General features: G+C 71.8%; 10 protein-coding genes. 4 read left to right on the top strand and 6 right to left on the bottom strand.

The annotated features are described in order from the left end of the window. Window position 1: 1 nt before the first annotated feature. Window positions 2–424: a response regulator transcription factor gene (locus ABFT23_RS00275; protein WP_347891718.1), complete on the bottom strand. Its 423-nt coding sequence runs from the start codon at window positions 422–424 to the stop codon at window positions 2–4. A gap of 148 nt (window positions 425–572) precedes the next feature. Here ABFT23_RS00275 and ABFT23_RS00270 point away from each other — a divergent pair, with 148 nt between their 5' ends. After that, the gene (locus tag ABFT23_RS00270) at window positions 573–1,388 is read left to right on the top strand and encodes an SMP-30/gluconolactonase/LRE family protein (RefSeq protein WP_347891716.1); all 816 of its coding nucleotides are present in this window, start codon (window positions 573–575) and stop codon (window positions 1,386–1,388) included. Here ABFT23_RS00270 and ABFT23_RS00265 read toward each other — a convergent pair. From ABFT23_RS00265 to ABFT23_RS00255, 3 genes are all read right to left on the bottom strand, one after another. Then, complete coding sequence (locus ABFT23_RS00265; protein WP_347891714.1) at window positions 1,385–1,555, bottom strand: hypothetical protein; 171 nt, start codon at window positions 1,553–1,555, stop codon at window positions 1,385–1,387. The two genes, ABFT23_RS00270 and ABFT23_RS00265, sit on opposite strands and share 4 nt — an antisense overlap. 11 nt (window positions 1,556–1,566) lie before the next feature. Then, entirely contained in the window at window positions 1,567–2,385 is an 819-nt protein-coding gene (locus ABFT23_RS00260) for a DUF4097 family beta strand repeat-containing protein (protein ID WP_347891712.1), read from the bottom strand. A 108-nt stretch (window positions 2,386–2,493) separates the two neighbouring features. Then, window positions 2,494–3,060: a pilus assembly protein HicB gene (locus tag ABFT23_RS00255; RefSeq protein WP_347891711.1), complete on the bottom strand. Its 567-nt coding sequence runs from the start codon at window positions 3,058–3,060 to the stop codon at window positions 2,494–2,496. A gap of 175 nt (window positions 3,061–3,235) precedes the next feature. Here ABFT23_RS00255 and ABFT23_RS00250 point away from each other — a divergent pair, with 175 nt between their 5' ends. From ABFT23_RS00250 to ABFT23_RS00240, 3 genes are all read left to right on the top strand, one after another. Further along, the gene (locus tag ABFT23_RS00250; protein WP_347893032.1) at window positions 3,236–4,957 is read left to right on the top strand and encodes a sodium:solute symporter family protein; all 1,722 of its coding nucleotides are present in this window, start codon (window positions 3,236–3,238) and stop codon (window positions 4,955–4,957) included. A gap of 26 nt (window positions 4,958–4,983) precedes the next feature. Beyond that, window positions 4,984–5,268 (top strand): hypothetical protein, encoded by a 285-nt coding sequence (locus tag ABFT23_RS00245; protein WP_347891710.1) that lies wholly within the window; start codon window positions 4,984–4,986, stop codon window positions 5,266–5,268. 138 nt (window positions 5,269–5,406) lie between these two features. After that, window positions 5,407–6,399: a hypothetical protein gene (locus ABFT23_RS00240; protein ID WP_347891708.1), complete on the top strand. Its 993-nt coding sequence runs from the start codon at window positions 5,407–5,409 to the stop codon at window positions 6,397–6,399. A 185-nt stretch (window positions 6,400–6,584) separates the two neighbouring features. Here ABFT23_RS00240 and ABFT23_RS00235 read toward each other — a convergent pair whose 3' ends face one another. Then, window positions 6,585–10,124 carry a heterodisulfide reductase-related iron-sulfur binding cluster gene (locus tag ABFT23_RS00235; protein ID WP_347891706.1) on the bottom strand — a complete coding sequence of 1,180 codons (3,540 nt, stop codon included), beginning with the start codon at window positions 10,122–10,124 and terminating at the stop codon, window positions 6,585–6,587. Window positions 10,125–10,269: 145 nt separating this feature from the next. Then, on the bottom strand, window positions 10,270–12,840 hold the full coding sequence (locus tag ABFT23_RS00230; protein WP_347891704.1) for a hypothetical protein: 2,571 nt from the start codon (window positions 12,838–12,840) through the stop codon (window positions 10,270–10,272). Between the last annotated feature and the right edge of the window lie 8 nt (window positions 12,841–12,848).

The raw sequence follows: 12,848 nt of genomic DNA, 5'->3' as shown, positions 1-12,848 counted from the left end.
GTCAGGCCGTGCGGCGCGCGCGGCGCACGGACTCCCGGCCGCGGGCGCGGCGACGCTCGGCCGGCGTGACGGCGAGCAGGTGCTCGACCCGGCGGAGCAGCTCGAACGGCACGAACGGCTTCGTCAGGTAGCCGTCGGCACCGGCGTCGAGTGCCGACTCGATCTCGGACGACGTGCTCATCGCCGACACCACGACGATCGGCAGGTCGCGGGTGTGCGGCGCGCCGCGCAGCTCGGCGGCGACCCGCCAGCCGTCGAGGGCCGGCATCGACACGTCGAGCAGTGCGAGGTCGGCGGCACCGGCCCGGGCGAGTGCCTCGGCGCCGTCGGTGGCGATCACGACGTCGTGGCCGGCGGCCTCCATCGCGCGGCGGGCGAGGTCGCGGACGTCGTGGTCGTCGTCGGCGATGAGGATGGTGGCCATGGCGTGGTTCCTTCGGTCCCGGTGGGGTGGTTCCGAGTCACCACGGGTCGACGTCAACGCTAGGAGGGACACCTCAAGATCAGCCGAATGCCGCCGCTACATTGACCTCACGCGATGAGTCCTGCGTCACCTGACGGTCGAACCCGGCATGACTGCCGTCGACGTGTTCGCCACCGGCCTCCAGATGGGCGAGTCACCCCGTTGGCACCAGGGCCGGTTCTGGATGTGCGACTGGATGGCCGGCGAGGTGCTGGTCTTCGACGCCGACGGCACGCGGCACGTCGTCGCCGAGGTCGAGGGCCTGCCGTTCTCGATCGACTGGCTGCCCGACGGGCGCCTCGTCGTCACCACTCCCGACGGCGTGCGGGTCGGCGACGAGCTCGCCCCGTACGGCGCCCCCGGCCGTGGGTTCAACGAGATCGTCGTCGACCCGGCCGGTCGTGCCTATGTCGACATGCCCGGCTCGATGCCGTGGGAGGAGCCGTTGCCCGGCCTCGCTGCCGTCGTCGAGCCCGACGGCAGCAGCCGTGACCTGGTCGGTGACCTGTGGTTCCCGAACGGCATGGCGATCACGCCAGACGGGCGCACGCTGATCGTCGCCGAGTCGCACGCCGACCGGCTGACGGCGTTCACGATCGCCGACGACGGCGATCTGGTCGACCGGCGGGTGTGGGCCGAGCTCGGCGAGGGTGCGGCGCCCGACGGCATCTGCCTCGACGCCGACGGCGCCGTGTGGTTCGCGAGCGTGCCGGGGCGCAGCTGCCGGCGGGTGGCCGAGGGCGGCGAGGTGCTGCAGACGATCGACGTCGGGCAGCCGTGCTTCTCGTGCGTGCTGGGTGGCGACGACGGGCGGACCCTCTACGTCGTGGCCAACGACTATTCCGAGACCGGCGTGGGCAACGGACGCGTGCTCACGTGCCGGGTCGACGTCGGGGCGGTCGTCGACCGGCTCGACCGACGCTAGGCGTCGAGGCGGTCGGCGACCGAGCGGAGGCGACCAGCCATGCGGTGACGACGCGTGCGGCGCCGCTCGCGATCGGTGACGGCGCGGGTGCGCGCGTCCTGGTGGGAGGTCGTGGCGGTGGTGCGGCTGCGCAGGAGCTCGTACTCGTACAGGTCGCTGGTGGTCATGGTGGTCTCCTTCAGATCTGGGTGAGCTGGATGTCGCCGCTGACCGTCTTGGCCCGCAGCTCGACGTGGTCGGCGCCCGGCTCGGGCTCGCCGGCGCCCTCGACGGTGGAGTGGATGCGGCCCGAGACGGTGGAGACGTCGGTCCACACCGGCACGCCGGCGGGGATGCCGACGCGGACGTCGCCCGAGGCGCCCTTGACCTGCACGCGCCCCGCCGCGATGGAGCGCAGCTCGAGGTCGCCGCTGCCGGTCGTGAGCGCGACGTCGCCGTGCGCGGCGGCGATCGCGAGGTCGCCCGACCCGGTCTTGACCGCCACCACCCCGGCCGCCTCGCGCACCTGCACGTCGCCGGACCCGGTCGACGCGGTGAGCTCGGCGAGCGTCGCACCGACCTGCACGTCGCCCGAGCCGCTCTTGATCCGCAGCGGCTGCCGGACGACGTCGATGGTGACGTCGCCCGAGCCGCTCTCGACGACCGCCGGGCCGGCGACGTCGTCCAGCGTGACGTCACCCGACCCGGTGCGCACCTGTGCGGTGCCGAGCGCCCCGGTCGAGCGGAGGTCGGAGCTGCCGAGCTTGGCGACGAGATCGCTGCCGCTCGGCAGCGTCACGGTGATATCGAGCTGACGGTCGCCGCGCAGGCCGCGGTGGCTCGGCGGGACGACGCTCAACCGGCGTCCCTCGAGGCGGACGTCGACGTCGTCGGCGTCGGGGCCGGACAGCTCGACGCGGGTCTCGCTGGTCTCGCCGGCGTGCACCTCGACGAGCCCCTTGCCGTTCTCGACGTAGAGCTCGACGGGTTCGTGGGTCTCGAAGTAGTGGTCGGTCATGGGTTCGTGCCTCCTGGGACGGGTGGGGTCGGGCGGGATGGAGCCGGGACGAGGGTGTTTCGGTCCGCGGGGCCGGCCAGGTGGCCGGTCCCGGAGGGGAGGGGTGGGTCAGATCCAGCCGGTCATGCGGCGCTGGCCGCGCCCGCCGCGGCGGTCGGGGAAGCCCGAGCCGCCGAAGAACGGGATGCTCGACAGGTCGACGTCGACGTGGACGGCGGTGTCGCCACCGTCGCCACGGGTGGCGGCCCGGACGACGTTGACGAGCCAGGTGTTGACCGACTGGCCGGCGGCAGCGGCGGCGTCCTCGGCCCGGGTCTTGACCGACTCGGGCAGGCGCAGGGTGATGCGCGCGGTGCCGCCGTCGTCGGGGGCTTCGGGCGGTGCCGGAGGAGCCGGCGGGGCCGGGGGAGCGGGCGGGGCCGGCGGGCCGACGACCGCAGCGTCGACGACGAAGGCGAGGTCGCGGCCGTCGAGCCGGACGTCGACGCCGCCGTCGGGCATCTCGGCGGTGATCTCGGCACACGCTTGGCTGATCGCCTCCATCAGCGCCAGCCGGGCCGCCGGGTCGAGCGCGAAGCTGAGGCGCTCGGCGGCGGAGCGGAGCTCCTCTCCGGCACCCGACGCCGCAGCCAGCAGGTCGCGGCGCAGGTGGTCGACGTACGGGGTGATGTCCATGTGCATCACGATGACATCATCATGATGTCAAGTCAAGGGCAGCGTGACATCAAGTGGCGCCAGGACGACGTCACGCGCCCGGCCGGTCAGACCCGGACGGGTGAGGACGGCCACACGGGGCACTTCCTACGGTGAGGAAGTTTGCACTCTTGGGAGGAGACCCATGCCTGCTGTGCTGCCCCTGGCCGGGGACACGATCATCGACGCCAACGTCGTCGACTACCTCATCGTCGCGCTCTACTTCGCCTTCGTCCTCGGCATCGGGCTGCTCGCCCGACGCCAGGTGAGCGACTCGGTCGACTTCTTCCTCTCCGGGCGCTCGCTCCCGGCCTGGGTGACCGGTCTGGCCTTCGTCTCCGCCAACCTCGGCGCCGTCGAGATCATGGGGATGTCGGCCAACGGTGCCGAGTTCGGCCTGCCGACCCTGCACTACTTCTGGATCGGCGCGATCCCGGCGATGCTGTTCCTCGGCGTCGTGATGATGCCGTTCTACTACGGCTCGAAGGTGCGCTCGGTGCCGGAGTTCATGCTCCGCAGGTTCGGGCCGCCGGCGCACCTGGTCAACGCGATCTCGTTCGCCGTCGCCCAGCTGCTCATCGCCGGCATCAATCTCTACCTGCTCGCCTCGATCATCGAGGCGCTCCTCGGGTGGCAGCTCTGGGTCTCGCTGATCGTCGCCGCCGTCATCGTGCTGGCCTACATCACCCTCGGCGGCCTGAGCGCGGCGATCTACAACGAGGTGCTGCAGTTCTTCGTCATCGTGGCCGCCCTGCTGCCGCTCACGCTGATCGGCCTCCACGAGGTCGGCGGCTGGAACGGGCTGAAGGAGCGGATCACCGCCGCGGCCCCGAGCGCGGCCGACGCCGACGCCCAGCTCAACAGCTGGCCGGGCAGCAACCTCACCGGCTTCAACTCCGACCTGCTCTCGGTGATCGGCATCGTGTTCGGCCTCGGCTTCGTGCTCTCCTTCGGCTACTGGACGACGAACTTCGTCGAGGTGCAGCGCGCCATGGCCTCCGACTCGATCTCGTCGGCGCGCAAGACGCCGATCGTCGGCGCCTTCCCCAAGATCCTGGTCCCGTTCATCACGATCCTGCCCGGCATGATCGCCGCGGTGCTCGTCTCCGAGATCGCCACGGTCAAGAGCGGCGGCAGCGTCGACGACCCGACGGGCGCGCCGGTCGAGTTCAACGACTCGTTGCTCTACCTGATGCGCGACGTGCTGCCCAACGGCCTGCTGGGCATCGCGATCGCCGGCCTCATGGCGGCGTTCATGGCCGGCATGGCCGCCAACATCTCGGCGTTCAACACCGTCTTCAGCTTCGACCTGTGGCAGTCGTACGCCGTCAAGGACAAGAGCGACGGCTACTACCTCGCGGTCGGCCGGTGGGCCACCGTCGGCGCGACGGTCATCGCCGTCTTCACCGCGGGGCTGGCGTCCAACTTCTCCAACATCATGGACTACCTGCAGACCCTGTTCGGGTTCTTCAACGCCCCGCTGTTCGCGACCTTCATCCTCGGCATGTTCTGGAAGCGCATGACGGCGACGGCCGGCTGGGTGGGCCTCGTCTCGGGCACCGGCTCGGCGATCCTCGTCGCGTTCCTGAGCGAGGACGCCTTCGGCTCGGCCTCGCTCGGCGTCCTGCCGTTGTCGGGCCAGGGCGCGTCGTTCGTGGCCGCCGGCGCGGCGTTCGTCGTCGACATCGTCGTCAGCGTGGCGGTCTCGCTCGCCGGCACGCCCAAGCCGGCCTCGGAGCTCAAGGGTCTCGTCTACTCCGAGACGCCGAAGGAGGACCTCGTCGACCCGCACGAGGCGAGCTACCCGTGGTACCGACGCACGCTCCCGCTCGCCGGCGTGGCCCTCGGCCTCGTCGTCGTCCTCAACGTCCTGTTCTGACACCGCGACCTGCGAAGGAGATCGACATGACCGACCTCGACAAGTCCGGCACGAAGCACACCGCCGGGGCTCTCGACATCCGCAACGTGATCGGCGCCCTGCTGCTCGCCTACGGCGTCATCCTGCTCGTCACCCGTCTCGTCTCGGGCGACGAGGGCGGCGCGAAGACCGACGGCGTCAACGCCAACCTCTGGGCAGGCATCGTGCTCGTCGTCGTGGGCGGCGCCTTCGTGGCGTGGTCACGCCTGCGCCCCGTCGTGGTGCCCGACCACACCCCCACGCCCGAGGAGATGAAGCCTCCGCAGCACTGAGCCTCGTCGGGCCGGGCTGTGGGGGTCGTGTGCCTCTCGCCGGTCTGGGCGCCGGGCTCAGGCACACGACCCCAGTCGCCCGGCGGGGCCTGTGGATGACGCCGGCGTGACGGCTCGCGAACGCGCACGATGTGCGGCATGCCCAGCAGTGGTCCCGCCGAGCGTCACGAGCCGCGATCGCTCGACGACGCCCAGCGCACCCGGCGCGACGGCGCGCTGCGACGTCTGGTCGGCGACCAGGCCGGGATCGTGGCTCGTCGCCAGCTCACGGCGATCGGGATCGACTGGGACGCCGTCGACGCCCACGTCGCAGCGCGGCGCTGGGTCGTACGCACGCCGCGGGTCGTCAGCACGGTCACCGGCGTCCTGACGACCGAGCAGCGACGCTGGGTCGGTGTGCTGCACGCCGGGCCGCGCAGCATCCTCGGCGGGCTCACGGCTGCCTCGCGGCACGGCCTCGCGAGCTGGGAGCGGGACGACGTCACCGTGCTCGTCGACGACGAGCTGAGCTTCGAGCACGTGCCCGGCGTGCGGTTCTTCCGGTCGCGGCGTCCGTTCAGGCTGCTGACGAGCACGAAGCCAGGCATCCCCTCGGCCTTACTGGAGCCGGCGATCCTGCTGTGGGCCGCCTACTCGGCGCCGCCGAGGGTGGGGGTCGGCGTGCTGGCGGCGGCGGTGCAGCAACGCCTGACCACCGCCGAGCGGCTCACCGAGTGGATCGACCAGCTGCACCCGCTGCGCCGCGCCAAGGTGTTCCGGTCGGCGCTCGGCGACATCGCCCTCGGGGCGCACTCCGCGGCCGAGCTCGACGTCGCCCGCATGTGCCTGCTGGCCCGGATGCCCCGGCCGGTTCGCCAGCGCCCGCGTGTCGACCGTTCGGGCAAGCGACGGTGGACCGACTGCGAGTGGGTCACCTCCGAGGGGCGGGTCGTGGTGCTCGAGGTCGCCGGTCCGGCGCACCAGGAGGCGGCGACCTGGGACGACGACCTCCGTCGTCTCCGACGCATCACCGCCCACGACCGCGTGGTGGTGCAGTGCTCGAGCCGGGAGCTGCGACACGAGCCCCGGCAGGTCGCGGTCGACCTGATCGCGCTCGGCGTGCCCGGGCAGCTGCCCGACTCGGCTGCGTGACGGCTGTGCGTGGTGCCGGGCGTGGTGCCGGGCGTCGGCGGGTAGCGGGGTCGTGTGCCTCTCACCGGTCTGGACGCCGGGCTCAGGCACACGACCCTGCAGCCGACCTCGGCCGGGGGAGGGTCGTGTACTCGAGGACGGTCCAGAGACCGTCGACGGGCACACGACCCCTGCCCCGGGACCGGTCAGAGGTCGAAGAGCGAGCCCTCGCCGATCTCGACGTCGGTGCGGGGCTGGTGGGCAGGTCCGCTGCTCATGGGCTTGGGGTGGGTCTCCGGCTCCTTCGCCGCCGCCGGCTCCTCGGGCTCCCCTGCGGCCTCCGACTCCTCGGTCTCGGACGTCGCAACGGGCTCGGTGTGGCCCTCGGTGTCGTCGGACGAGATGGTCGTGGCCGCCTCGCTGACGGCAGCGCCGCCGCTCAGCGTTCCCGGCTGTCCCTCGGGCACCTCGGTCGCTGCGGGCTCCGCGGGCTCCGTGGGCTCGACGGCCGGCTGCGGCTCGGGCTCGACCGCCTGGGGCGCGGACGCCGGTGCGGCGGGCTCGGGGGCCTGGATGTCGAAGAGCGAGCCGCCCTCGGGGATCGACGGGACCTCGACGGCGGGTGCCGGCGCAGGCTCCGCAACGGACTCGGGCTCCGGCTCCGGCTCCGGCTCCGGCTCCGGCTCCACAGACTCGGTCGCCTGAGGCGCGGACGCCGCTGCGACCGGCTCGGGCGCCGCGATGTCGAACAGCGACCCGCCGGTGGGGATCTCCGCCGCGGGCGCGGCGGCGGGAGTCTCGGGCTCCGGCTCGACCACCTCGGCCGCAGCCGTCGGCTCGGGGTCGGGCTCGGCCGCGGGCGCCTCGGGTGCAGCGATGTCGAACAGCGATCCGCCCGACCCCAGGTCGGCGGTCGGCTTCGGGGCGGGCTCCGGCTCAGGGTCCGGCTCAGGCTCGGGCTCGGGCTCCGGCTCGGACGCCGTCTCTGCAGCCGGCTCGTCGCCACCGAGGTCGAACAGCGAGCCACCCGAGCCCAGGTCGGAGGCCGGCTTCGCCGCAGGCTCCGCAGCCTGAGGCTCCTCGGCGGCGGGCTCCTCGGCAGGAGGAGCCTTCGCCTCGGGCTCGTCGTCGCCACCGAGGTCGAACAGCGAACCACCCGACGTCGCGGCCGGCTTCGACTCGGACGGCTCGTCGGTGGGCGCCTTCTCGGCGGGCGCCGGCTCGTCGAACATGCTCGAGGCATCGTCGAACAGCGACCCGCCGGAGGCCGGCTTCTCCTCGGCGGCCTTCGCCGCGGGGGCGGGCTTCGCCGCGGGCTCGTCGAACATGCTGCCCGGGTCGTCGAACATCGACGACCCGCCGGAGGCCTTGGCCGCCGGTCCGGCGTCGGCGGTGTCGACGACGGTGTCGGCGGTGATGGTCTCGTCGCCGGCCTCGGGCTCGGCCTTGGTCTCGACCGGCCGGGCGGCCTTGGCCGCCGCGGCCTCGGCGGCCTGGTTCTCGGCGCCGGCGCCGGGCAGGAGCTTGGTGGCCTGCTCGCCCTTCACCGAGGCGAGGAGCATCTGCGCGACGTCGAGGATCTCGACCTCCTCGCGCGCCTCGCCCTTCGACTGCTTCATCGTCAGCCCGTCGGAGAGCATCACCCGGCAGAACGGGCAGCCGACGGCGATCTGGTCGGCACCGGTCTCGACGGCCTCGGTGGTGCGGTTGATGTTGATCCGCTCACCGATGTTCTCCTCCATCCACATGCGGGCGCCGCCGGCGCCGCAGCAGAAGGACCGCTCGGAGTTGCGCTCCATCTCGACGTAGGTCGCGCCGGGCAGGATCTGGAGCAGCTCGCGCGGCGGCGTGTAGACGCCGTTGTGGCGGCCGATGTAGCACGGGTCGTGGTAGGTGATCGAGCGCTGGTGGGCGCCGGCGCCGTCCTTGACCGGGGTCAGCTTCCCCTCGCGCACGAGCCGGTTGAGCAGCTGCGTGTGGTGCACGACCTCGAGCTCGATGCCGAACTGGGAGTACTCGTTCTTGAGCGTGTTGAAGCAGTGGGCGCAGGTCGAGACGACCTTCTTGGCCTTGGCCTCGGTGAGCACCTCGACGTTCTGCTGGGCCAGACCCTGGAAGACGAACTCGTTGCCCGCGCGCCGCGCGGGGTCGCCGGTGCAGGTCTCGCCGTTGCCGAGCACGCCGAACGAGATGCCCGCGATGTCGAGCAGCTCGGCGACGGCGCGGGTGGTCTTCTTGGCGCGGTCCTCGTAGGCGCCGGCGCAGCCGACCCAGAACAGCCAGTCGACCTCGTCGAGCGACTCGATGGTGTCGCCGACGACCTTGACCTCGAAGTCGAGGCCCTTGGCCCAGTCGAGCCGGGCCGAGGAGGACATGTTCCACGGGTTGCCCTTGTTCTCCAGGCCCTTGAACAGTCCGTTGAGCTCGGCCGGGAAGTTCGACTCGACCAGCACCTGGTAGCGGCGCATGTCGACGATGTGGTCGACGTGCTCGATGTCGACCGGGCACTGCTGCACGCACGCACCGCACGACGTGCACGACCACAGGACGTCCTCGTCGATGACGAAGTCGGCGCCCTCGGGGTTGTAGAACCAGTCGTTGACCGGGGTGCCGTTCATCTCCTCGACGCGACCGCCGCCCCCGATGAGGGCGCGGGACGCCGGCGCCTCGCCGGCCGGGCCGTCGTCGACCGACGGCGAGCCGGCCTTGGCGTAGGCGTGGTCGCGCAGGCTGGTGATGAGCAGCTTGGGCGACAGCGGCTTCTCGGTGTTCCACGCCGGGCACTGCGACTGGCACCGACCGCACTCGGTGCAGGTGGTGAAGTCGAGGATGCCCTTCCAGGAGAAGTCCTCGACCTGGCCGACGCCGAGCGTGGCGTCGTCGTCGAGGTCGTCGATGTCGTCGAGCGTGACGGGCTTGCCGGCGTTGGTGAGCGGCTTGACGGCGCCGAGGGCGGTGCGGCCCGAGCTCTCGCGCTTGAACCAGATGTTCGGCCAGGCGGTGAAGCGGTGCCAGGCGACGCCCATGGTCACGTTGCGGGCGATGACGATCAGCCAGACCATCGCCAGCACGATCTTGAACAGGGCGATGCCGATGATGATGTTCTCGAGCGTCTGCTCGTTGCCCTCGACGCCCTCGGGGTAGAGGTTGCCGAAGAACGAGCTGATCGGGAAGTGGAAGCGGTCGAAGTCCTCGGGGTGGTCGCTCGCGATCTGGCCGAGGTTGTACTCCGCGCCGCGGATGAAGAGGATCGCCGAGCCCTCGAGCAGCGCCATCGCCTCGACGAAGTAGGCCTGCCAGAAGTTCGAGCCGTAGAAGCGGCTGTCGCGGCCCTTGCGCCGCGGGTGGTTCAGCTGGCGGTAGACGATGAGGAAGACGATGCCGACGGTGCCGAGCAGGCCGATGCCCTCGCTGAGCCACTCGAAGAGGAAGAAGTGGCCGATGATCGGCAGGGCGAACTCGGGGTCGAAGAGCTGGAAGTAGCCGGTGAGCACGGCCGTGCTCAGCACGATGAAGGCCAGGTAGACGAACCAGTGCATGATGCCGACCCAGTGCCACTGCAGCATGCGGGTGTGGCCGAACGTCTCGACCAGCATCGTCGCGGTGCGGCGTCCGGGCTGGTCGGAGCGGCCGGGCGCCGGGTGACCCTGCTTCATGACGGCCAGCATGTGGCGAACGGCCTGCGTCGTCAGGACGACGGCGACGGCGGTCAGCGCGAGCGCGATGACGATGGCGACGATCTGCATGTGCTCAGGACTCCAGTCGATCGGGTGCCCGGACGTCGGGATCCAGGACCGTTCGACCTTATTGGTCGCTCTCGGGCTGTGCAGCGCATCCTGGGGTGAGATGGATCCTACCGGTAGGTAACTTGCGCCCGGTAGGACGCCGCCCTCACCGCGAGCGGACGCCGACGACCGTGCCCCGGCGGGAGAACTCGATCGTCACCATCACCTTCGGCCGGCCGGGCGCCTTCGCGCACACGCCGTAGCTCGTGCCGAGGCGCCGGAACGGCTGACCGACGGCGCGCATGACCGCGGTCGTGGTCATGCCCCGCTTCACGACCTTGCGGACGACGTCCACCGGCTTGCGCAAGCCCGGGTTGCGGCACGAGTCGGGCCGGATGCCGGTGGCCCGCTCCCACATCTGCAGGTAGGCCTCGGGGCCGCGGGTCATGTCGTCGAAGATGGCGGCGCCGTCGCCACGGCGGGCGGCGCCGGCCACCTTCGTGAGGTCCTGGATCCAGTCGGGGTAGAGGCCGTACTGAGCGACGCCGTCGCGGTTGATGTCGTAGACGCGTCGGCCGGCCCGCTGCCGTTGGACGGTGATGCCGTTGATGCCCTTGAACGGGTAGGTCACCTGGTTGCGCACGCCGGCGCCCCGCGGGTTGCCCTGGGCGCCGAGGCCGTTGATGTCGGCGCCGAAGCCGATGCCCCAGTAGTAGCGCGGGTCGGCCCAGCGCACGTGCGAGCGCCACTTGTCGACGAAGCCGGTCGAGTCGCCGGCGTAGGGGGTGATGAACCCGCCGGCGCGGTAGATGCGCGGGTAGGCGTCGGGGGTGGACCACGAGTGGCTCGACAGCACGCCGGGGTGGTCGAGCGCCTCGATCACGTCCATCGCCGCCTGGCGCGACTTCACGCTGAGGTGGTCGGGGTCGAAGAGCATGTCGCGCCTGACCAGCTCGCGGATCGTGTGGGCTCCGAGCCCGGTGAGCCCGCGGGCGTTGCAGTGCGCCGGCGGTGGGTAGATCGGAAGCGCCGGGAGCACGCCGCCGAAGAGGCGGCCGATGGCGCCGAAGATCGCGTCCTGAGCCGGGGCGCCCCCGGGCAGGGCGTACTGGTTCTTGTCGTGCGCCTCGGTGGTGGCCGGAGCACAGGTCTTCATGTTCCAGAAGGTGCCGGTCTCGAGGAAGTTGGCCGCGTTGACGACGACGCCGGTCGCGCCCTCGTCGCCCGCGACGCCGCCGAGGGCGTTGTCGAACTTGTTGACCAGCTCCATCTGCCGCACCCCCATCGCGTGCATCTGACCGATCTGGCGGGTGATGTCGGCCTGCGTGCACGCGGGGACGTCGGTGCCGGCCACGGCCTTGAACGTGCACCCGAAGGGCACGCTCGTCTCGATGCCCATGACGACCGCGAGCTTGCCGGCGTTGATGACGCGCCGGGCCTCGAAGGGGGTCGTGACGATGCGGTAGAAGCCCTTGCCGGGGCCGCCGAACTGGGCGTCGACGTAGTTCTGGAACTCGCGCATGCGGCGGGCCTGGAGGCGGATGGAGTCCATGTCGTCGCAGCTGTTCTTCTTGAGCGGGTAGACCTCGCACAGCTTGTTGTTCTCGACGAGCAGGTTGACGAACAACCGCTCGCCACCGCGCCAGGCGCGTTCCATCCACCGGTAGTAGGTGCCCTCGTGGGTGAGCGAGTCGGGCGCCGGCCAGTCCTTGAAGGTCGGCCAGCCGACGGGGTCGTGCGACGGCTTGCCGGACAGGAAGGCCTCGAGCACTGCGCCGTTGCCGCCGGTGACGCTGTGGTCGGCGCAGTCGACGAGCGCGTAGGCCACGCCGTACTTGTGCCAGGGACGGCCGCAGTGGGCGCGTCCGCCGAGGAACTCGAAGGCCATGCCGTGGGTGTGGGCGTCGACGAAGCCCCGGACCTCCTGGAACGACGTGACGCCGGCGTGCGGCCGGCCGGAGACGTCGACCTGGGCCTCGGGGTAGGCCAGGCAGGTGTCGACGTTGCGCAGGGCGAACGCGGTCGGCCTCGCCCCGAGGCCCATGCGCGCCCCACTGGCCTGCAGGTAGCGGCCGTCGGGCAGGCGGAACGTGAACCGGCCGCCGACCTGGCGCACCGTGAACTCGGCCGCGGTGCTCGGCAGGCGGTCGGCCCCGAGCCCGTCGCTGCCGGCCAGGAACTGGCGGCCCTGGAAGAACAGCAGGTAGGTGCCCAGCTGCGTGGCCTGGAACCGGAAGCGCGTGCCGGTGCGGGGTCGCCCGGCCACGGCGGCCACGCCCTGGGGCGTCGCCCGCACGAAGCGGCCGGGCGAGGCGCCGAGCGTGTAGCAGCCGCCGGCCATCACGTAGCGGTTCTGCGGGACCTCGCGGCGGGCCGCACGCACCGGCACGGTCGTGAGCCGGGGGTCGGGACGACGCCGCTCGGCCGCCACGTACGCCGCGGCGGCCCGGGCCTGCGCGGCCGTGGTCGGGTCGGTCGCGTCGGTGCCCTTCTCGCCGCCGCGGGCGAGGAGGTTCTTGAACCGCGGGTCGTGGGTGTGTGCCGGCGTGCCCGGCGGGTCGGTGTGCGGCACGCCGAGCGCGGCCTTGCGGGCCTCGTAGTCGTCGCGCAGCGTGGTGCCGGCGCGCTCGCCGCCCGACGACGGCAACGCCAGGGCCGTGGCGACAAGGGCGAGACCCAGCAACGCCGCGGTGAGCAGCCGGTGGAGCGGGCGGGGATCGGTCGAGGCGTCGAGCATGTCGTCTC

It is taken from the genome of Nocardioides secundeburneus, from assembly GCF_039939255.1.
Lineage (GTDB): Bacteria > Actinomycetota > Actinomycetes > Propionibacteriales > Nocardioidaceae > Nocardioides.
The sequence above is the reverse complement of the archived record's forward strand: the minus strand, read 5'-3'. Positions and strand labels throughout refer to the sequence as shown.